Source organism: Candidatus Pantoea soli (assembly GCF_007833795.1).
Classification (GTDB): domain Bacteria; phylum Pseudomonadota; class Gammaproteobacteria; order Enterobacterales; family Enterobacteriaceae; genus Pantoea; species Pantoea soli.
Map to the genome: position 1 here is coordinate 163,431 of NZ_CP032702.1, position 21,028 is coordinate 184,458.

General features: G+C 58.8%; 20 protein-coding genes. 13 read left to right on the forward strand and 7 right to left on the reverse strand.

Annotated features, from left to right (window positions below):
- Positions 1-6 precede the first annotated feature (6 nt).
- The gene (locus tag D8B20_RS00710; protein WP_145886210.1) at positions 7-1,059 is read left to right on the forward strand and encodes an AbrB family transcriptional regulator; all 1,053 of its coding nucleotides are present in this window, start codon (positions 7-9) and stop codon (positions 1,057-1,059) included.
- On the opposite strand, the gene rarD is transcribed toward D8B20_RS00710, so the two are convergent.
- Both rarD and D8B20_RS00720 read right to left on the reverse strand, forming a co-directional pair.
- Positions 1,030-1,929 carry an EamA family transporter RarD gene (gene rarD / locus D8B20_RS00715; RefSeq protein ID WP_145886212.1) on the reverse strand — a complete coding sequence of 300 codons (900 nt, stop codon included), beginning with the start codon at positions 1,927-1,929 and terminating at the stop codon, positions 1,030-1,032. The genes D8B20_RS00710 and rarD overlap by 30 nt on opposite strands.
- 44 nt (positions 1,930-1,973) lie before the next feature.
- Positions 1,974-2,444 (reverse strand): thioesterase family protein, encoded by a 471-nt coding sequence (locus D8B20_RS00720; RefSeq protein ID WP_145886214.1) that lies wholly within the window; start codon positions 2,442-2,444, stop codon positions 1,974-1,976.
- 167 nt (positions 2,445-2,611) lie between these two features.
- Here D8B20_RS00720 and pldA point away from each other — a divergent pair, with 167 nt between their 5' ends.
- The 3 genes from pldA to rhtC are packed head-to-tail and all read left to right on the forward strand — an operon-like array spanning position 2,612 to position 5,970.
- On the forward strand, positions 2,612-3,490 hold the full coding sequence (gene pldA / locus D8B20_RS00725; protein WP_145886216.1) for a phospholipase A: 879 nt from the start codon (positions 2,612-2,614) through the stop codon (positions 3,488-3,490).
- A gap of 20 nt (positions 3,491-3,510) precedes the next feature.
- Positions 3,511-5,334: an ATP-dependent DNA helicase RecQ gene (gene recQ / locus D8B20_RS00730; protein ID WP_145886218.1), complete on the forward strand. Its 1,824-nt coding sequence runs from the start codon at positions 3,511-3,513 to the stop codon at positions 5,332-5,334.
- 12 nt (positions 5,335-5,346) lie between these two features.
- Entirely contained in the window at positions 5,347-5,970 is a 624-nt protein-coding gene (rhtC, locus tag D8B20_RS00735; RefSeq protein ID WP_145886220.1) for a threonine export protein RhtC, read from the forward strand.
- 44 nt (positions 5,971-6,014) lie between these two features.
- Here the strand turns inward: rhtC and rhtB are convergent, their stop codons facing one another.
- Positions 6,015-6,638, reverse strand: coding sequence for a homoserine/homoserine lactone efflux protein (gene rhtB, locus D8B20_RS00740; protein WP_145886222.1), 624 nt, complete (start codon positions 6,636-6,638; stop codon positions 6,015-6,017).
- Positions 6,639-6,742: 104 nt separating this feature from the next.
- Here rhtB and pldB point away from each other — a divergent pair, with 104 nt between their 5' ends.
- Both pldB and yigL read left to right on the forward strand, forming a co-directional pair.
- A complete protein-coding gene (pldB, locus tag D8B20_RS00745; protein WP_145886224.1) occupies positions 6,743-7,738 on the forward strand; it encodes a lysophospholipase L2 in 996 nt (331 codons plus the stop codon).
- 33 nt (positions 7,739-7,771) lie between these two features.
- Entirely contained in the window at positions 7,772-8,572 is an 801-nt protein-coding gene (gene yigL, locus D8B20_RS00750; protein WP_145886226.1) for a sugar/pyridoxal phosphate phosphatase YigL, read from the forward strand.
- A 66-nt stretch (positions 8,573-8,638) separates the two neighbouring features.
- Here yigL and glpT read toward each other — a convergent pair whose 3' ends face one another.
- Positions 8,639-9,979: a glycerol-3-phosphate transporter gene (gene glpT, locus D8B20_RS00755; protein WP_145886228.1), complete on the reverse strand. Its 1,341-nt coding sequence runs from the start codon at positions 9,977-9,979 to the stop codon at positions 8,639-8,641.
- Between the two features lie 404 nt (positions 9,980-10,383).
- On the opposite strand from glpT, the gene D8B20_RS00760 reads away from it, so the two are divergent.
- A complete protein-coding gene (locus tag D8B20_RS00760) occupies positions 10,384-11,244 on the forward strand; it encodes a carboxylate/amino acid/amine transporter (protein WP_145886230.1) in 861 nt (286 codons plus the stop codon).
- Positions 11,245-11,298: 54 nt separating this feature from the next.
- Here D8B20_RS00760 and D8B20_RS00765 read toward each other — a convergent pair whose 3' ends face one another.
- The 3 genes from D8B20_RS00765 to D8B20_RS00775 all read right to left on the reverse strand — a co-directional run bounded on the left by D8B20_RS00765 (position 11,299) and on the right by D8B20_RS00775 (position 13,897).
- Positions 11,299-11,781 (reverse strand): YehS family protein, encoded by a 483-nt coding sequence (locus D8B20_RS00765; protein ID WP_145886232.1) that lies wholly within the window; start codon positions 11,779-11,781, stop codon positions 11,299-11,301.
- A gap of 92 nt (positions 11,782-11,873) precedes the next feature.
- Positions 11,874-12,806, reverse strand: coding sequence for an HTH-type transcriptional regulator MetR (metR, locus tag D8B20_RS00770; protein WP_145886234.1), 933 nt, complete (start codon positions 12,804-12,806; stop codon positions 11,874-11,876).
- Between the two features lie 251 nt (positions 12,807-13,057).
- Positions 13,058-13,897 (reverse strand): dienelactone hydrolase family protein, encoded by an 840-nt coding sequence (locus D8B20_RS00775; RefSeq protein WP_145886236.1) that lies wholly within the window; start codon positions 13,895-13,897, stop codon positions 13,058-13,060.
- 301 nt (positions 13,898-14,198) lie between these two features.
- Here D8B20_RS00775 and udp point away from each other — a divergent pair, with 301 nt between their 5' ends.
- From udp to ubiB, 6 genes are all read left to right on the forward strand, one after another.
- Entirely contained in the window at positions 14,199-14,960 is a 762-nt protein-coding gene (gene udp / locus D8B20_RS00780; protein ID WP_145886238.1) for a uridine phosphorylase, read from the forward strand.
- A gap of 99 nt (positions 14,961-15,059) precedes the next feature.
- A complete protein-coding gene (locus D8B20_RS00785; RefSeq protein ID WP_145886240.1) occupies positions 15,060-16,331 on the forward strand; it encodes a tetratricopeptide repeat protein in 1,272 nt (423 codons plus the stop codon).
- A gap of 96 nt (positions 16,332-16,427) precedes the next feature.
- Complete coding sequence (rmuC, locus tag D8B20_RS00790) at positions 16,428-17,939, forward strand: DNA recombination protein RmuC (protein ID WP_145886242.1); 1,512 nt, start codon at positions 16,428-16,430, stop codon at positions 17,937-17,939.
- Between the two features lie 75 nt (positions 17,940-18,014).
- A complete protein-coding gene (gene ubiE / locus D8B20_RS00795; protein WP_145886244.1) occupies positions 18,015-18,773 on the forward strand; it encodes a bifunctional demethylmenaquinone methyltransferase/2-methoxy-6-polyprenyl-1,4-benzoquinol methylase UbiE in 759 nt (252 codons plus the stop codon).
- A 6-nt stretch (positions 18,774-18,779) separates the two neighbouring features.
- Complete coding sequence (ubiJ, locus tag D8B20_RS00800; RefSeq protein ID WP_145886246.1) at positions 18,780-19,385, forward strand: ubiquinone biosynthesis protein UbiJ; 606 nt, start codon at positions 18,780-18,782, stop codon at positions 19,383-19,385.
- Positions 19,382-21,019: a ubiquinone biosynthesis regulatory protein kinase UbiB gene (gene ubiB / locus D8B20_RS00805; RefSeq protein ID WP_145886248.1), complete on the forward strand. Its 1,638-nt coding sequence runs from the start codon at positions 19,382-19,384 to the stop codon at positions 21,017-21,019. Before ubiJ ends, ubiB begins: the two co-directional genes overlap by 4 nt.
- Positions 21,020-21,028 lie beyond the last annotated feature (9 nt).

Genomic DNA, 21,028 nt, shown 5'->3' on the forward strand with positions numbered 1-21,028 from the left:
CACCTTATGACGCGTTTCTCTTTGCGGCTGCAGTGGACGCTACTGCTGACGGCTTCCCTTGTGCTGGGCCTTGTGCTCCAGCTGTTTCACCTGCCAGCGGCGCTGCTGCTGGGCCCGATGATCGTGGGCACCGTTATGGGCCTGTGCGGTGCTACGGTGCGCATCGATAAACGTTTTTTCGTGCTGGCGCAGGCGGTGCTGGGCTGCATGATTGGTCAGAGCCTCTCTCCTTCGATTCTCACCCCGCTTCTGCAGGACTGGCCGGTGGTACTGGCCGTGCTGCTGCTGACGCTGGCCGCCAGCGGGCTCTCCGGTTTTTTGCTGGTCCGCTTCAGCGATCTGCCGGGACCCACCGGCGCATGGGGATCGTCGCCCGGCGGCGCATCGGCCATGGTCGCAATGGCCGGCGATTTTGGCGCGGACGTGCGTCTGGTGGCGTTTATGCAGTATCTGCGCGTGCTGTTTGTCGCCACGGCGGCGGCGGTGGTGGCGCGCATTGGCCTCGGCAGCGACGGCGACACGGCGCAGACGCTGTGGTTCCCGGCGCTGCACAGTGGCTTTCTGCTGACGCTGCTGGTCATGGTGGCGGGTGCGTGGCTTGGACAGCGATGGCGTATTCCTTCCGGCGCGCTGCTGCTGCCGGCACTGGCGGGTGCCACGCTGCAGGGCACCGGGGTGGCTACCCTGCAGGTACCGGAGTGGCTGCTGGCGCTGGCCTATGCGCTGATTGGCTGGAGCGTGGGGCTGCGCTTTACCCGGCCGATTTTCCTGCTGGCGCTGCGCACGCTGCCGCAGATGATTGCATCGGTGATTGGCCTGATGCTGCTGTGCGGCGGCCTGGCATGGATGCTGACGCGCGTGCTGCATGTTGACCTGATGACCGCCTATCTCGCCACCAGCCCGGGCGGGCTGGACACGGTGGCGATCATTGCCGCGGGCAGCCGGGTCGACATTGCCTTTGTCATGGCCCTACAGACGCTGCGCCTGTTCACCATTCTGCTGACCGGCCCGGCGATGGCGCGTTTTATCTCACGCTTTGCGCACGCGGGTTCGCGCTGAAAACAGCACGGCGTCAAGGATAAACAGCGCCAGCGCCAGCCAGATAAAACCAAAGGTAACCATTTTGTCCGGCGTCAGGCTTTCGCCATAGAACAGCACCGCCAGCAGGAACATCAGCGTCGGGCCGAGGTACTGGAAAAAGCCCACGGTCGAGAGCCGCAGGCGCGCACAGGCGGCGGCGAACAGCATCAGCGGGATGGTGGTAATGATGCCGGCGGCAATCAGCTTCAGATTCAGGCTGAGCGGATTGGCGCTGAGGTGGCTGGTGGCGCTGTCGGCAAAGCCGAACAGATAGAGCGCGGCCAGCGGAAACAGCCAGGCGGTTTCAATCAGCATACCGCTCTGCGCATCAACCTGAATCTTCTTCCGCACCAGCCCGTAGAGGGCAAAACTCAGCGCCAGCCCCAGACCAATCACCGGCAGCGAACCGAACTGCCATAGCTGCACCAGCACGCCGGTCGCCGCCAGCGCGACCGCCAGCCACTGCAGACGACGAAAGCGCTCACGCAGAAACAGCATGCCAAACACAACGTTAATCAGCGGGTTGATGAAGTAGCCCAGGCTGGCTTCCAGCATGTGCTGATTGTTCACCGCCCAGATAAACAGCAGCCAGTTAGCGCCAACAGTCAGCGCGGTGAACGCCAGCAGCAGCACTTTTTTGGGCTGGGCGATGACGTTGCGCACCTGGTGCCAGCCGCGGCTGACGGTGATTAGCACCAGCATAAACAGCGCTGACCAGATTACGCGATGCGTCATGATCTCCGTGGGCGGTACTTCCCTGATCAGCTTGAAGTAGGCCGGGGCAATGCCCCAGATAAAATAGGCGCCCAGCGCATAAAAAATGCCGTGGCGGGTTTGTTGCGAATCCATGTTGTTTTCCGGTAAGGCGGCGGGCCAGAGCGCGCCGCACGGGGTTAACCAATCAGATAGGTGGCGGTAGCGGTGGCGATATAATCGCCCTGCTGGTTGTGCAGCTCCACACGGGCAACCGCCACTTTGTTACCGGCACGCAGCAGGCTGCTGGCGGCAACAAAGCGTTCACCGCGGCCGGGGCGCAGATAGTCTACGCGCATATCAATCGTGCCCATACGGGACAGACGCTGGCGCAGCTCCGCTTCGCTGATGCTCTCCTGGCGCGACAGCGCATGGCTGACGCACACCAGCCCGGCAGCCACATCCAGCACGGAAGCAATAACCCCGCCGTGCAGAATCTGCTGCGCGGCATTGCCCACCAGCATGGTTTTATTGGCAAAGCCGAGTTCAGCGTAGCTGGCCTCCAGCCGATCCAGCTCCAGACCCAGCGCCTGATTAAACGGCATGTGGTAGACAAAAATTTCGCCGATCAGCCGGCGCGCTTCCTGCTGTGTCAGCATCGCAGATGACATAATTCCTGGCCTTCAGATGTTAAAGAATTGTGTATATTATGCCGCGTTCCGGCGGCTTTCCAGTTTCCGAAAACGAGGCTAATCAACCCGCCGCTTTGCGTGTAGAATGACCTGCTTTTTACACCGTCGCCCCGACGATATCCCTGAGCAGCGCACTGGAGAATTTTATGCGTAAGCAATACGCCTTGCTGGCCGCGGCATTAGCCATGCCTGCGCTGGCGCAGGCTGATGAAGCCACCATCAAAGAGGTGCATGACGCACCGGCAGTGAAGGGCAGCATTATTGCTAACCTGCTGGAAAAACACGATAACCCGTTCGTGCTTTATCCTTATGAAAACAACTACCTGCTTTACACCTACACCAGCGATATGAATAAAGAGGCAATCTCTTCTTACAGCTGGGCAGACAAAGCGAAAAAAGATGAAGTAAAATTCCAGCTCAGCCTGGCATTTCCACTGTGGCGTGGCATTCTGGGCGACAACTCGGTACTGGCGGCATCTTATACTCAGCGTTCGTGGTGGCAGCTGTCGAACCGCGGCGCATCGTCACCTTTCCGTGAAACCAACTATGAGCCGCAGATTTTCCTCGGCTGGGCGACCGATTACTCCCTGGGCGGCTGGACGCTGCGCGATGTCGAACTGGGCCTGAACCATGAGTCGAACGGCCGCAGCGATCCGACATCCCGCAGCTGGAACCGGGTCTATGCCCGTCTGATGGCGGAAAACGGCAATTTCCTGGCGGAGATCAAGCCCTGGTACCGCCTGCCGGAGAGCGCCAGCAATGACGACAATCCGGACATCACCAAATACATGGGTTACTACCGCGCGAAGCTTGGCTATATGCTGGGCGACAGTATTTTCAGCGTGGAAGGCAACTACAACTGGAATAGCGGCTATGGCGGCGCAACCTTCGCCTGGAGCTATCCCATCACCGAACATGTGCGTTTTTATACGCAGCTGTTCAGCGGCTATGGCGAATCGCTTATCGACTATAACCATCGCCAGACGCGCCTGGGCGTAGGCGTTACGCTGAACGATCTGTTCTAACCAGTCAAAACAGGATTACCGTGGCAACATCGGCAGTGCTTAATCAGGAAACGCTGGCGCAGCAGGTATTACAGGATACCTTCGGCTACCAGCAGTTCCGTCCGGGTCAGCAAACCATCATTGAAACCGCCCTTGCCGGGCGTGACTGTCTGGTGGTGATGCCAACCGGCGGCGGCAAATCGCTGTGCTATCAGATTCCGGCGCTGGTGCGCGAGGGGCTGACGCTGGTGGTGTCTCCGCTGATTTCACTGATGAAAGATCAGGTTGACCAGCTGCTGGCCAACGGCGTGGCGGCGGCGTGCCTGAACTCAACGCAGACGCGGGAGCAGCAGCAGCAGGTCTTTGCTGACTGCCGCAGCGGCAAACTGAAGCTGCTGTACATTGCGCCGGAACGGCTGATGATGGACAACTTCCTCGACAGCCTGCACCACTGGAATCCGGTGATGCTGGCCGTAGATGAAGCGCACTGTATTTCGCAGTGGGGCCATGATTTCCGCCCGGAATACGGTGCGCTTGGCCAGCTGCGCCAGCGCTTCCCGGATCTGCCGGTGATGGCGCTGACCGCGACCGCCGACGAAACCACGCGCAACGACATCGCGCATCTGCTGCAGATGCACGATCCGCTGATTCAGATCAGCAGTTTTGACCGGCCGAACATCCGCTACACGCTGGTGGAGAAATTTAAACCCACCGATCAGCTGCTGCGCTATGTGCAGGATCAGCGCGGCAAAAGCGGCATCATCTACTGTAACAGCCGTGCCAAGGTAGAAGACACCGCAGCGCGCCTGCAGAGCCGTGGCATCAGCGTCGGGGCGTATCATGCCGGTATCGACAGTGAACAGCGGGCACGCGTGCAGGAAGCCTTCCAGCGTGACGACCTGCAGATCGTGGTGGCGACCGTGGCATTCGGTATGGGGATCAACAAACCCAACGTGCGCTTTGTGGTGCACTTTGATATCCCGCGCAACATCGAATCCTACTATCAGGAGACCGGCCGCGCCGGGCGTGACGGCCTGCCTGCGGAAGCGATGATGCTGTACGATCCGGCGGATATGGCGTGGCTGCGCAAATGTCTGGAAGAGAAAGCGCCGGGGCCACTGCAGGACATTGAGCGCCACAAGCTCAATGCGATGGGGGCATTTGCCGAAGCGCAAACCTGCCGCCGCCTGGTGCTACTGAACTACTTTGGTGAAGGTCGCCAGCAGCCCTGCGGCAACTGCGACATCTGTCTCGATCCGCCGCGCCGCTACGACGGGCTGGTGGAAGCGCAGAAAGCGCTATCGGTGATTTATCGCACCGGGCAGCGTTTTGGCATGAGCTATATCGTTGAGGTGCTGCGCGGCTCCACCAATCAGCGGCTGCGCGACAACGGCCACGACAAACTGCCGGTGTACGGGCTGGGCCGGGACCAGAGCCAGGAGCACTGGGTCAGCGTGCTGCGTCAGCTGATTCATCTGGGCATGGTCACCCAAAACATTGCGCTGCATTCGGCGCTGCAGCTGACGGAAGCCGCACGGCCGGTGCTGCGGGCGGAAGTGCCGCTGATGCTGGCGGTGCCGCGCGTGGCCACGGTGAAAAGCCGCAGCAGTGCGCCAAAGGTGTATGGCGGCAACTACGATCGCAAGCTGTTTGCCAAACTGCGTAAGCTGCGCAAAGCCATTGCCGATGAAGAGAATATTCCGCCGTACGTGGTGTTCAACGACGCCACGCTGATAGAAATGGCCGAGCAGCTGCCGGTCAGCGCGTCAGAAATGCTCAGCGTGAACGGCGTCGGGCATCGCAAACTGGAGCGTTTTGGCCGGCCGTTTCTGGTAATGATTAAAGAACATCTTGATGAAGAATAAGGGAATTAACGCATGCTGATGTTATTTGCTACCGTTGCGCTGGTCCATCTGGTGGCGCTGATGAGCCCGGGGCCGGATTTCTTTTTTGTATCGCAGACGGCCGCCAGCCGGTCACGCAAAGAGGCGATGATGGGCGTGCTTGGCATTACGCTGGGCATTGTGATCTGGGCCGGCGTTGCCCTGATGGGCCTGCATCTGATCCTGCAGAAAATGGCGTGGCTGCATCAGATTATCATGGTGGGCGGCGGGCTGTATCTGCTGTGGATGGGCTGGCAACTGCTGCGCTCGGCGCGGCAGCGTCACCGTCACCCGCAGAGCGCGCCCCCGGAAGTGGCACTGCCGAAACGCGGTATGAGCTTTCTGAAGGGGTTCCTGACCAATCTCTCCAACCCGAAAGCGATTATCTACTTCGGCAGCGTATTCTCGCTGTTTGTGGGTAATGATGTGGGAACGATGGCGCGCTGGGGACTGTTTCTGTTGATTATCGGGGAAACCTTCGCGTGGTTTACGCTGGTGGCCGCCATTTTTGCCCTGCCGTGGATGCGGGAGAAATATCAGCGCATGGCGAAATGGGTCGACGGCATGGCGGGCGTGCTGTTTGCCGGCTTCGGCATTCATCTGATTATTTCGCGCTAACGTCTGCTTTACCGGGTGCGCCAACAGCTGCACCCGGTTGCGCATCAGGCGATGCGCCGCGCACTGGCTAACAGCGCACCTACCGCCATAAACAACCCGCCAAATATCCGGTTGAGCAGCTTCATCTGCTTTGGCCCTTTGATCCAGCCGGCAATACGCGTTGCCAGCGTGGCATAGCCAATCATCACAATCACATCAACCACAATGGTCGTCACGCCCAGTACCAGGTACTGCATCAGCTGCGGCTGGTGCGGCAAAATAAACTGCGGAAACAGCGCGGCCAGAAACACAATGCTTTTGGGATTAGTGAGGTTGACCAGCAGGGCGCGCTGAAACAGGCGACGGCGCGGCATGGCTTTCGCCACCGCATTCAGATCGATACCGCCCGCGGCGCGCCACTGCTGAATGCCCAGCCAGACCAGATAAGCGGCACCGGCCCACTTCAGCACCTCAAACGCCAGCATCGAGCGGGAAAACAGCGCACCGAGACCGGCCCCCACCAGCACAATATGCACCGCCAGGCCAAGCTGCAGACCGGTGATGGATGCTGCCGCCCCGCGATAGCCGTGGCTGATGCCCGTGCTCATGGTGTTGATGGCCCCTGAGCCGGGTGAGAGGCTGAGGATGGTTGTGGTAAGCAGATAGGTTAACCACCATTCAATGGTCATGCGTGACATTCCCTGAAGAGAGCGAAGTGTGACACAATACGCCAGAACATCGCGGCAGGCTATTCAGCGACAACCCGCGCGGGACGTTTTTTTCAGGGGGACGGATGCAGCAGCATAAACAGAGCTGGCTCGGACGGGAAAAAGGGTTTTCTGCCTTTGCCACCGGCCCGCTGCTCGACTTCTGGCGTCAGCGTGAAGAGGGTGAGTTTACCGGCGTCGGCAACCTGAAGATTCGCTATGCCCGTTTCACCTCACCGCACCATCATCGTGTCATCCTGATCGTTCCCGGTCGCATTGAAAGCTATATCAAATACCCGGAACTGGCGTACGACCTGTTCCACTGCGGCTATGATGTGGTGATCATTGACCACCGTGGCCAGGGCCGTTCCGACCGCCTGCTGCCGGATTCACATCGCGGTCATGTGGCGGCGTTCAGCCACTATGTTGACGATCTGGAAACGCTCTATCTGAAAGAGATCGTCGGCCACCATTATCAGCAGCGCTACGTACTGGCGCACTCGATGGGTGGCGCGATTCTGGCGCTGTTTCTGGCGCGTCAGCCGCAGGCGTTTCACGCAGCGGTATTCTGCGCCCCGATGTTTGGCATCGTGCTGCCGCTGCCGCCGTTTCTGGCCCACCGCATTCTCGACTGGGCAGAAAAATTACCGGTTCTGCGCGACGGCTATGCGCCGGGCACCGGCCGCTGGCGTGCTCACCCGTTTGGCATCAACCGCCTGACGCACAGCCGCGAGCGCTATCGCCGCAATCTGCGTTTCTACGCCGATGACCCGGCCATTCGCGTCGGCGGGCCAACCTTTCACTGGGTGCGTGAAGGCATCCAGGCCGGACGCAGCATCATCAGCCAGGCCGATAAAATCACCACGCCCGTGCTGCTGCTGCAGGCGAGTGAAGACGATGTGGTGGATAACCGTTCGCAGGATATGTTCTGTACGGCGATGGCCGCGGCAGGACATCCGTGTGAGGGCACCACACCGTACGTAATCCAGGGCGCGCGTCACGAGATCCTGTTTGAAACAGACGCCATGCGTGCCGAAGCGCTTAACGCGGTGGTCGATTTCTTCGAGCGCCACGTTTCCTGAATGACCCTTTTGACACCAATACCCGAGGCTGACATGTACCACATCGTTGCATCCGACCTGGATGGCACGCTGCTTTCCCCCGATCATCGCCTGACGCCGTTCACGCGCACCACGCTGCAGCAGCTGGTAGCGCGCGACGTCCACTTTGTTTTTGCCACCGGTCGTCACCATATCGACGTCGGACAGATGCGCGACAAGCTGGGTATTCCGGCGTATATGATCACCTCAAACGGCGCACGCGTGCACAACGCCGAAGGCGAGCTGGTGTTCAGCCATAACCTGGACGCGGATATCGCCAGCGAACTGTATGCCCTGCAGTATCAGGATGCCCGGATTCTCACCCACGTTTATCGCGATGATGAATGGTTCATGAGCCGTCACGATCCGGATGAAGTGGATTTCTTCCGCGAGTCGGTGTTCACCTATCAGGTGTATGAGCCCGGCATGCTGGCGACGGACGGTATCAGCAAAGTGTTTTTCACCTGTGAGGATCCGCAGCGGCTGATTCCACTGGAGCAGGCTATCGAAGCGCGCTGGGGCGATCGGGTGAACGTAAGCTTCTCGCTGCCCACCTGCCTGGAAGTGATGGCCGGCGGCGTCTCCAAAGGCCATGCGCTGGAAGCGGTGGCGAAGCAGCTGGGCCATTCGCTGAAAGCCTGCATCGCGTTTGGCGACGGCATGAACGATGTGGAGATGCTGAGTATGGCGGGCAAAGGCTGCATTATGCGCAACGCCCACCAGCGGCTGAAAGAGACGCTGCCGACGCTGGAAGTGATTGGCAGCAACGCCGAGGATGCCGTGCCGCACACGCTGCGCAAGCTGTTTCTGGCGTAAGCGCGCGGCGGCCGTTTCCGGCTACCGCAGCAACAGACGGGCAGCCTGACCGGCTACCCGTCGCTATCATGCCCGCGATACTTTATGTTTATGCTCATTGATCATGGTGAGCAGCAGCAGTAGTACCGCCATCACCGAGCCGGCAATCATCACCAGGAAGCCGCCGTCCCAGCCGAAATAGTCCACGGTATAACCCACGATGGCGCTGGCCGCGACAGATCCGCCCAGATAACCAAACAGGCCGGTAAAGCCCGCCGCGGTGCCTGCGGCTTTCTTCGGTGCCAGCTCCAGCGCGTGCAGGCCAATCAGCATCACCGGGCCGTAAATCAGAAAACCGATAACGATCATACAGGCCATATCAACGCCCGGATTGCCCGGCGGATTGAGCCAGTAAATCACGGTCGCCAGCGTCACCAGCGTCATAAAGAACACCCCGGTCGCCCCGCGATTACCGCGGAACACCTTATCGGACATCCAGCCGCACAGCAGCGTGCCGGGAATGCCGGCGTATTCGTAAAAGAAGTAGGCCCAGGAGGATTTATCCAGCGTGAAGTGCTTCACCTCCTTCAGGTAAGTGGGCGACCAGTCGAGAATGCCGTAGCGCAGCAGGTAGACAAATACGTTGGCCAGGGCGATGTACCACAGCAGCTTATTGGGCAGCACATACTGCATGAAAATCTGCTTTGCGGTCAGCTCCTGTTCATGCGCGGCGTTATAGTCAGGCGGATAGTCGTTTTTATAGGCTTCAATCGGCGGCAGCCCGCATGACTGCGGCGTGTCGCGCATCAGCGCAAACGCGATGACGGCGACCAGAATAGCGGCGAACGCCGGCATATAGAGCGCGGCTTTCCAGTCGTTAAACCACGCCATCCCCAGCAGAAACAGCAGCGGCGGAATCCCTCCGCCAACATTATGCGCACAGTTCCAGACGGATACGATGCCGCCGCGCTCCTTCTGCGACCACCAGTGCACCATCGTGCGACCGCAGGGCGGCCAGCCCATTCCCTGGAACCAGCCGCACAAAAACAGCAGCACAAACATGATCATAATGCCGGAGGTGGCCCAGGGGACAAAGCCCATGAACAGCATGACCGCTGCCGCCAGAATTAATCCGGCAGGCAGGAAGACGCGCGGATTGGACCGATCGGAGACCGAACCCATAATGAATTTGGAAAAACCGTAGGCAATAGAGATACCGGAAAGGGCAAAGCCGAGATCGCCACGGGAAAATCCCTGCTCGACCAGATAAGGCATTGCCAGCGCGAAGTTCTTACGGACCAGATAATAGGCAGCGTAGCCGAAGAAGATACCAAGGAAAATTTGCCAGCGCAGGCGGCGGTAGAGCGGATCAACGCGATCATCAGCCACCGGTGGCCGATGCGGTGCAGGTTTAAAGATACTTAACATGAACAGGGCCCTCCAGGGCGCACTTTTGGTATTTATTCCCAGCAGGTTGGGGCAGAAAAGGGGTAAATCAGCCTGGAAATCGCGGTTTCCATTGCGCGCAAAGGATAGTGAGGGCGCGGCGGGGTTACTGTGACGGCTGACACAACTGTTACAGTTTTATGACAATCGGGCGCGAAAAGCGCCAGAAAGTGTCGGATGTGCGCCGGGTAAAAAGGCGTCCGTGCGGGCGAAAATCCGCTGCGCCGTGCAGCCTGTTGTCATAGCCGGTCTGGCCTCTTTACGCGCAGGGGATTACCTGTCCGCTCTGTTTGCTGTCAATATGACCAGTTGTCAACCAGTTTTTCCAGCCCGGTCGCCTGACATTGTTTACACTAGCGGCTTCATGGATTTCTGGATCTTTTACCGTGCTGTTACTGATCGTTACCACCATTCTGTGGGCATTTTCTTTTAGTCTGATTGGCGAATACCTGGCGGGACAGGTGGATACCTGGTTTTCGGTGCTGATGCGTCTGGGACTGGCTGCGCTGGTGTTCCTGCCTTTTCTGCGCTGGCGCGGCTACCGCCCGTCAACGCTGCTGCTGTATATGCTGGTGGGCATGCTGCAACTGGGCATCATGTATCTGATCAGCTTTGAGGCGTATCTGTATCTCAGCGTGTCAGAATTTTTGCTGTTCACCGTCATGACGCCGCTGTATGTGACGCTGATTTACGATCTGCTCAGCAGACGGCCACTGCGGATTGGCTATGCGTTCAGCGCGCTGCTGGCGGTGGCGGGGGCGGCCATCATCCGTTATGACAAAGTCAGCGATCACTTCTGGCTGGGGCTGTTGCTGGTGCAGGCGGCTAACCTCTGTTTCGCTGCCGGGATGGTTGGCTACAAGCGCCTGCAGGAAACCCGGCCAATGCCGCAGCATACCGCGTTTTCGTGGTTCTATCTGGGGGCGGTGCTGATTGCGGCGCTTGCCTGGTCCCTGTGGGGCAATCCTCACAAGCTGCCGACAACCTCACTGCAGTGGGGCATTCTGGTCTGGCTGGGTGTGGCCGCTTCCGGACTGGGCTATTTTATGTGGAATTATGGCGCGACCCAGGTAGACGCCGGCACGCTGGGTATCATGAACAATATGCATGTGCCGGCGGGGCTGCTGGTAAACCTGGCAATCTGGCAGCAGCGGCCGCACTGGCCGAGTTTTATTGCCGGGGCGGTGGTAATTTTCGCCTCGCTCTATGTGCATAAGCGCTGGGTGGTGGGTAACAGCCGCCACTGAGCCGCCAGGCCAGCGCGACAGCCTGGCCGGTCCGGCCGGCCGTTCAGTTCGCGCTTACGCCTTTTTTGCCGGAGTGGCCGGGCGCAGCTGCAGCGTCAGGCCCTTGAGAAAGTTACGCAGAATCTGATCGCCGCATTCGCGATAATTTTTGTGGTCCGGGTTGCGGAAGATGGCCCCGATTTCCGCCTGCGAGACCTTAAAGTTCGCTTTCAGCAGAATCTCCGGGATATCGGTGGTTTTCAGCGCAAAGGCGATGCGCAGCTTCTTCAGAAAGATATTGTTATTCATGCGGCGCTCCAGCGAAGGCGCTGGCGCATCCTCGCTTTTGCCGCGGCGGTAGAAAATCAGCCCGTTAAGGTAATAACCCATCAGCACGTCGGGCAGTTTACGGAACCCCGCTTCATCCTCTTTTTTCAGCCACGCCTGCACATCTTCCAGCGGCACCTCGCTTCCCGCCAGGGCAAAAATCTCCACCACTTTGCTGTCGCTTAAATCCAGCATATAGCGCACGCTGCGCAGAACATCGTTATTGGTCATGGTGAAACTCTCCGGGTCGCGAATTAAGGCGGCGCATTATAGTGCAGGCCGGGCAGGGATAACAGCACGGACGACCGGGGTCGCCCGCGGTATCAGGATGACAGCGGCTGCAGCGAGCCGGGGCGTGAGGCATCACGCACGTAGGGCAGATGCTCACAGGCATGCTGACGGGCAAAACGCACAAAGGCTTCCATCACCGGCTGTCGCTGTTCGCCGTCGCGCACGGCGGCATACAGGCGGCTCCATAAGCCCTCGCCCAGCGTCCGCGTCACCACCAGTCCCTGATGCTCAAAACTCTCCACCACCCAGTGTGGCAGCGCGGCGATGCCCATGCGCGCTGACACCATCTGAATCAGCAGCAGGGTGTTATCCACGCTTTTCAGCGCCGGGCTGATGCCCGCCGGTTGCAGGAAATGACGCCACACATCCAGACGCTGCCGCTGCACCGGATAGATCATTAACACCTCATCCGCCAAATCTTCCGGGGTGATATGCGTCTGCTGCGCGAGCGGATGATCCGGTGCCAGCACCAGCCGCACTTCAAAATCAAACATAGGCGAGTAAAACAGGCCGCTGCGCGGCAGAATGTCGGAGGTCAGGACCACATCCAGCTCGCCCTGCTGCAGCGCGGGCTGAGGATCAAAGGTCACGCCGGATTTAAAGTCCATCACCACCTGTGGCCAGCTCTGGCGGAAATTGTTCAGCGCCGGCGTCAGCCACTGAATACAGCTGTGGCACTCAATGGCGATGCGCAGCGTGGTCTGATGCGGCTCGTGGCAGGCCTGCAGCGCCTGCTGAATCTGCGGCAGAATCTGCTCAGCCAGCTGCAGCAAAATCTCTCCCTGCGGCGTGAAGCGTAACGGCTGACTCTTACGCACGAACAGCCGGAAACCAAGCCGCTGCTCCAGATCGCTGAACTGGTGAGACAGCGCCGATTGCGTCTGATGAAGCTGGGCGGCGGCGGCGGCTAATGAGCCGGTGTTCCGTAACGCCTGCAGCGTTCGCAGGTGTTTGAGTTCGATCATGAGCGTCCTTCACATCGGGAGTAAACAAATTGCGCCTGAGTGGCATACAGTACCTGCAGAATATAGATGTGTAAACATCTGGACGGCTAAACATCTCATGCAGGCAGGCGGCGGGGATAAATGCAGGGTGCAGCAGAGAGTGAAACGGGCGCGGCTGGCACCGCGTCCGGCACCGCGACGTGAGCGGAACCTGCGCGGCGTGCCGGACGCCGCCACGCCGGACAGCTCAGGGCGCACGGGCGCCCTGTGGCTTAGCGGTCGTCAGCCACCACACCGTTCTGCTTAAACCACGCCAGCATGCGCTGCCAGCCATCCCGCGCTGATTCAGCGTGGTAACCCGGACGATAATCGGCATTAAAGGCGTGACCCGCTTCCGGATAAACCACGATCTCCGCTTTGGCATTGGCGGCATGCAGCGCCTGGCGCATCTTATCGATACTCTCCAGCGGAATGCTGTCATCCTGCCCGCCATATAATCCCAGCACCGGTGCGTTGAGATCGGTGGCGACATCGATGGGGTGTTTTTGCTGCTTCAGGGTCTTTTCCCCTTCCAGCCGACCATACCAGGCTACCGCGGCGCGCACCTGCGGATTGTGCGCAGCAAACAGCCAGCTGATACGGCCGCCCCAGCAAAAGCCGGTAATGCCAAGACGACGCATATCGCCGCCGTGACGCGCTGCCCAGTTGGCAACGTGATCAAGATCGGACAGCACCTGCGAATCCGGCACCTTGCTGACCAGCTCTTTAAACAGCGTCGGAATATCGTGATAGTCGCTGGGGTCGCCTTCGCGGAAATAGAGTTCCGGCGCCACCGCCAGATAACCCTCAAGCGCCAGACGGCGACAGATATCGCGGATGTGCTCGTGAACGCCAAAAATTTCCTGCACCACCAGCACGACGGGCAACGTGCCTTCAAAAGTTTTTGGCCGGGCGTACCAGGCAGGCAGGTTTTCGCCCTGGCTGGGCACCGAGGTTTCGCCGGCATGAATCTCTTCACTGTGTGTGATAATGGTACTGCCGGCGGTAGGCTGAACTGCCGGTGCAAAGCCGTCAGTTGCCGGATTTTGTGGCATAGTGTCTTCGGTTTTCATTGTTCTCTCCATGCTGACAGGTGCGCAATCACGTAACTATAGCCTGGCCGCACGGCAAGGCTGATGCAGGGTACAGCGGGCAGGATCACAGGAGCCGCTTCTCTATTAACACTGCCCGCGCTGACGACACAGCACTGCTTGTAGCAATCCCGGTGAGCAGAGTTGTTTTGTGTGATTTGGATCTCATTTAGATTTAGCTTTAATGTAAGTTTCATTATTGATAGTGAAACCAGTCACATATTTATGCGGGCGGCTGACGTAAAGTGGCGCGCTTATCCCTTTTATTATCCAGGAGTCTGTTATGGCCCAGTCTGACGTTTTCCACCTTGGCATCACCAAAGCCGATCTGAAAGGAGCCACGCTGGCGATTGTTCCTGGTGATCCGGAGCGCGTAAAAAAGATCGCCGCACTGATGGATAACCCGCAGCATCTGGCTTCCCATCGTGAATTCACCACCTGGCTGGCGGAGATTGAAGGTAAACCGGTAGTGGTGTGCTCAACCGGTATCGGTGGCCCGTCAACCTCGATTGCGGTCGAAGAGCTGGCACAGCTTGGCGTTCGCACCTTCCTGCGCGTGGGCACGACCGGTGCGATTCAGCCGCACATTAACGTGGGCGACGTGCTGGTAACGACCGCCTCCGTGCGTCTTGATGGCGCCAGCCTGCACTTTGCCCCGATGGAATTCCCGGCCGTCGCCGATTTCGCCTGTACCACAGCGCTGGTCGCGGCAGCAGAGGCATGTGGTGCCACGACGCACATTGGCATTACTGCGTCTTCCGACACCTTTTACCCGGGGCAGGAACGTTACGACACCTTCTCCGGCCGCGTGGTCAGCCGTTTCCAGGGCTCGATGAAAGAGTGGCAGGCGATGGGCGTGCTCAACTATGAAATGGAATCCGCTACACTGTTAACCATGTGCGCCAGTCAGGGACTGCGTGCCGGCATGGTGGCGGGCGTCATCGTGAATCGCACGCAGAAAGAGATCCCGGATGCGGCCACCATGAAGCAGACCGAAAGCGATGCGGTGAAGATTGTGGTCGACGCCGCACGTCGCTTGCTGTAGTGCGTCAGTCAGGGAATGAAATCGAGACCAGACTTATAGGGCGCTCCGTAATTGCCTGATTAGAATGCGCGCAATTTCCGCTAATCTGAGAAATTTCTTATGCGCAAAACGGTTTCTGTCCCACGTCCGGCTTTTCATCCTAACCCCGCAGCGGCGCAGGCGCGCATGGAAAGCGCCGCCGCGCGGTTTCGCCAGGCCATGGCGGCCGCTGATTATCTGCAGGCCCGCCAGTGCTGCGAAGAAGTGCTGCGGTTTATGCCGCATCAGATGCAGGTGCTGAGTGATTACGCGCTGACGCTGATGCGTACCGGCGAGCATAAAAAATCCTATAAAATCTACCAGAAGATTTATCAGTCACCGGCGGCGCAGCGCGCGCAGGCTTCAGAAACCTGGCTGGATGGCCTGACGGAAGTGTGTGGCTGGCTGGGTAAGCATGACGAAGTGGCGCGTTACGGCCTGGAATCCCTGACGCTTGCTGACGCCAGGTTCAGCAGCGGGCCGAAAGCGCCGCTGCCTGCGACCGCTCCGCCAGCGATAAATCGTGATAATCCCACTGAAAATGTGATTGCCTTCAGCCTGTATGGCGGCCAGCCGCGCTACTGCGAAACGCTGATAAAAAACGTCGAAGTGGCGCGGGAACTCTATCCCGACTGGGTATGCCGTATCTATCTCGACGACAGCGTGCCGGCGCATGTGCGGCAGCGGCTGGCGCAACCCAACAGCCAGCTGGTGGATATGTCACATGAAAAAACCCTTTTCCCGACGCTGTGGCGTTTTCTGGTTATCGACGATCCGACGGTAAAACGTTTTATCGTGCGCGATGCTGACTCGCTGCTCTCCGAGCGGGAGGTTGCAGCGGTGCAAGCCTGGCTGGCTTCGCCTTACTGGTTCCACCATATGCGTGACTACTTCTCGCATACCGAACTGCTGCTGGCCGGCATGTGGGGTGGGTGCCACGGCGTGTTTCACAATGCAGAGCAGCAGATGCGTCATTTCATCGCGCAGTATCAGGGCAGCGAACGTTTCACCGATCAGTACTTTCTCAAAGTGGCGCTGTGGCCAACGGTGCGTGAAAGCGTGCTGAACCACGATGAGCTCTTTCACTTCCATCATGCTCAGCCGTGGCCTGCGCATCCGCCGATTCGCTGGCAGACCGACAGCTTTCACGTGGGCAGCAATGCCGGTTTCGCCAGCATGGCCGGTAAAGTGGCAAACAGCGTCAGTGGCCAGCAGCAGGTGGAAATTACCTATGGCGGCAACAGCTGGTGCTATCCCGCGAAGGTTCATAACACGGGCGAATGGACGCTGGCGATGCCGTTCTTTCTGATTGATGCGTGGAAAGCGGGCGAGCTGACGGTGCGCGCGCTGTAGCGCTGCCGGTGAAATGCCCCGCCTGTATGATTGTTCTGGACATTCATACAGTGGGATTTTACCTTCTTCCCCAGCGAGACGATCCGCGGGGGAATTATGGATCAGCAACTTATCATTAGCGGCGCGCTGGCGCTGGCCGGTATCGGCATTGGCTGGATTATTGCCCAGCTGCGGGCGGGCCATCAGCTTGCCAGTTTTACGACCGAGCGCAGACTGCTGGAAGAGGCGCTGCAGCGTCAGCAGCAGCAGTCTGCGCAACTGCAGCAGCAGCTTCAGCAGCGCGAGCATGAGCTGCGCCAGCTGCACGGCACGCTAAGCGCGGCGCAGGAGCGGCTGCAGCAGCTGGACTACTGGCGCAGTGAAAGCGAGCAGTTAAGCCGCGAACTGCGTAATCAGCTGGAAGTAAACAGCGCGCAGGAAGCTGAACTGCGCGAAGTGACTATCCGTCTGGAAGAGACGCGCTTCGCCGCTGAGGAGAAGCAGCGCCTGCTGACCAACAGCGAACAGCGCCTGACTGCCCAGTTCGAAAACCTGGCCAACCGCATCTTTGAAAACAGCGGACGGCGCGTTGACGAACAGAACCGGCAAAGCCTTAACAGCCTGATCACCCCGCTGCGCGAACAGCTCGACGGATTCCGTCGTCAGGTCAATGACAGTTTTGGCCAGGAGGCGCGTGAACGTCATACGCTGGCGCATGAGATCCGTCAGCTGCAGCAGCTGAACGCGCAGATGGCGCAGGAAGCGATCAACCTGACCAAGGCGCTGAAAGGCGACAATAAAATTCAGGGTAACTGGGGTGAAGTAGTGCTGAGCCGCGTGCTGGAAGCCTCCGGCCTGCGCGAAGGCTATGAATACCAGACGCAGGTCAGTGTGCAGCTGGAGCAGCAGGGCAGAATGCAGCCGGATGTCATTGTGCGTCTGCCGCAGGGCAAAGACGTGGTGATCGACGCCAAAATGACGCTCATCGCCTACGAACGCTACTTTAACGCGGATGATGAAGCCACGCGCGAACAGGCGATCCAGGCACACATCAGTGCGGTGCGCGGCCATATTCGTCTGCTGGGACGAAAAGATTACCAGCAGCTGCCCGGCTTGCGCTCGCTGGATTACGTGCTGATGTTCATTCCGGTTGAACCCGCTTTCCTGCTGGCGATTGACCGTCAGCCTGAGCTGATTAGCGAAGCGCTGCAGCAAAATATTATGCTGGTCAGCCCGACCACGCTGCTGGTGGCGCTGCGCACCATCAATAACCTGTGGCGCTATGAGCATCAGAGCCGCAACGCGCAGCGCATTGCCGATCGCGCGGCGCGGCTGTATGACAAAATGCGGCTGTTTGTGGATGACATGAGCAGCATCGGTAACAACCTCGACAAAGCGCAGCAGAGCTATCAGCAGGCGATGAAAAAGCTGGCGCAAGGGCGCGGCAACCTGATCGCGCAAAGCGAAGCATTCCGCACGCTGGGCGTGGAAATCAAGCGGCCCATTAATACACAGCTCGCTACGCAGGCGCAGCCGGAAGGCGAGGATGAGAGGTGGGATGACGCAGACGATTCCGATGAAAACGCAGCGGATTCCGCCGCCGCTTCCCTGCGGCGCATCAATGAATAACGTGTGGGTGGCGTGCTCGGATCGCGCGACTCTGATACACTTCGGGAAGTATTGTTTGTGGAACAGGTAAAACCGATGGCAGATGAATCACAGCAGGAAACTACCCATTTTGGCTTTCAGACCGTCGCTAAAAGCGAAAAGGCCGACAAAGTCGCAGACGTGTTTCACTCGGTCGCAGCGAAATATGACCTGATGAACGACCTGATGTCGTTCGGCATCCATCGCGTCTGGAAGCGTTTTACCATTGACAGCAGCGGCGTGCGCCGCGGTCAGCGCGTGCTGGATTTGGCCGGTGGCACCGGCGACCTCACGGCGAAATTTTCCCGGCTGGTTGGCGAAACCGGTCAGGTGGTACTGGCAGACATCAACAGCTCCATGCTGAAGATGGGCCGCGAAAAGCTGCGCAACCTTGGCGTATCGGGCAATGTCAGTTACGTGCAGGCGAATGCCGAAGCATTACCCTTCCCGGATAACTATTTTGACTGCATCACGATCTCCTTCGGACTGCGTAACGTTACCGAAAAAGAGAAGGCGCTGGCCTCCATGTTCCGCGTCCTGAAGCCAGGCGGCCGTCTGCTGGTGCTGGAATTTTCCAAACCGCTGCTTGACCCGCTGAGCAAAGCTTACGATACCTACTCGTTCCATATTCTGCCGCGCATTGGTCAGCTGGTGGCGAAAGACGCGGAAAGCTACCGCTACCTGGCTGAATCCATTCGCATGCATCCGGACCAGGAAACGCTGAAGGCGATGATGAATGATGCCGGGTTTGAAAACACCACCTATTTCAATATGACCGGCGGCATTGTCGCGCTGCATCGCGGCTTTAAGTTCTGATTGATCATGACTTTCACCCCTCTCATCACCGGCGGTCTTGAAACCGCCCTGAACCGCATCCTCTACCGCGATCGCAGCCTGAAGGCTGCGCGTCAGCGCCTGGCGGGCAAAGTGCTGCTGCTGCGTTTGCAGGAGCTGGATTTTCCGCTGGTGCTGGTATTCAGTGAAAACCAGCTTGACGTGCTGAGCGACTGGCAGGACAGCAGTGACTGCAGCGTCAGTCTGCGTTTCAGCACGCTGCCGAAGCTGCGCGATCGCCAGCAGCTGACCACTCTGATCCGCAGCGGTGAGCTGAACGTGGAGGGCGATCTGCAGGTTGTGCAGCAGTTCTCTGCGCTGATGGATCTGGCGGAACTGGATCCGGCGGAATACCTTGCACCGTGGGTCGGCGATATCGCCGCACAGGGGCTCAGCCAGGCCGCGCAGCAGGCATTCCGGTTCGTACAGCAGCAGGTCTCCCGCCGGCAGGATTATCTGGGCCAGGCGCTGACGGAAGAGTGGCGTGTGGCACCGGGTGCGCTGGAGCTGGCGTGGTTGAGTGAAGAGGTGGAAGCCGTGGAACGTTCGCTTAATGCGTTAGATGCGCGTTTAGCACAGCTGGAGGCGAAATGACGCTGGGAGAAATTCGGCGCTTATACTTCATCATCAAGATCTTCCTGACCTACGGTCTGGATGAGCTTATTCCCCATATGCGGCTCACGCTGCCGCTGCGCCTGTGGCGTCGCTGCGTGTTCTGGATCCCGAACCGGCACAAAGAAGCCGAAATGGGCGCACGTTTGCGTCTGGCAATGGAACAGCTGGGGCCGGTGTGGATCAAGTTTGGTCAGATGCTCTCCACGCGCCGCGATCTGTTCCCGCCGCGTATTGCTGATGAGCTGGCGATTCTGCAGGACCGCGTGGCGCCGTTTGATGGCGTCAAAGCCAAAGCGCAGATTGAGCGTTCAATCGGCGGTCCGGTAGAAACCTGGTTTGATGATTTCGATATTAAACCGCTGGCGTCGGCCTCTATTGCGCAGGTTCATACCGCCACGCTCAAATCCAACGGCCGCGAAGTGGTGATCAAAGTGATTCGCCCGGACATCCTGCCGGTGATCAAAGCGGATATGAAGCTGATCTACCGTCTGGCGCGCTGGGTACCGCGCCTGCTGCCGGACGGACGTCGTCTGCGACCGATGGAAGTGGTGCGCGATTACGAAAAAACGCTGATCGACGAACTCAATCTGCTGCGTGAAGCGGCGAATGCCATTCAGCTGCGGCGTAACTTTGAGCAGAGCAAAATGTTGTACGTGCCGGAAGTGTTCTCGGACTACTGCAGCGAATCCATGCTGGTGATGGAACGCATTTACGGCATTCCGATCTCTGATGTAGCAACGCTGGAGCAGCATGGCGTTAATATGAAGCTGCTGGCCGAGCGCGGCGTGCAGGTGTTCTTTACCCAGGTGTTCCGCGACAGTTTCTTCCACGCGGATATGCATCCGGGCAACATTTTTGTCAGCTACGAGCACCCGGAAGATCCGCAATATATCGGCATTGACTGCGGCATCGTTGGCTCGCTGAACAAAGAAGACAAGCGCTATCTGGCCGAAAACTTCATCGCCTTCTTTAATCGTGACTATCGCAAAGTGGCGGAACTGCACGTGGATTCGGGGTGGGTACCGCCGGACACCAACGTCGAGGATTTCGAGTTTGCCATCCGCACGGTGTGCGAGCCGATTTTCGAGAAGCCGCTGGCCGAAATTTCGTTTGGTCACGTCCTGCTGAATCTGTTCAACACTGCGCGGCGCTTTAATATGGAAGTGCAGCCGCAGCTGGTACTGCTGCAGAAAACGCTGCTGTATATTGAAGGCATCGGCCGCCAGCTTTATCCGCAGCTGGATTTGTGGAAAACCGCGAAGCCATTCCTGGAAGACTGGATTAAAGATCAGATCGGTATTCCGGCGCTGCTGCGGGCGGTAAAAGACAAAGCGCCATTCTGGGCGGAGAAACTGCCGGAGTTGCCGGAGCTTTTCTACGACAGCCTGCGCCATCACAAGTTACTGCAGCACAGTGTGGACAAGCTGGCGACAGAGATGAGCACGCAGCGCACGCGGCATCATCAGGCGCGCTACCTGTTTGGCGTAGGGGCTACACTGTTATTAAGTGGCACCGCAGTGCTGCTGAGCCGCCCGGACTGGGACTTCTTTCCGGCGCTGTTATTTGCCGCCGGCATCGTTACCTGGCTGGTCGGCTGGCGCAAGACAAACTGATTGTCTGCC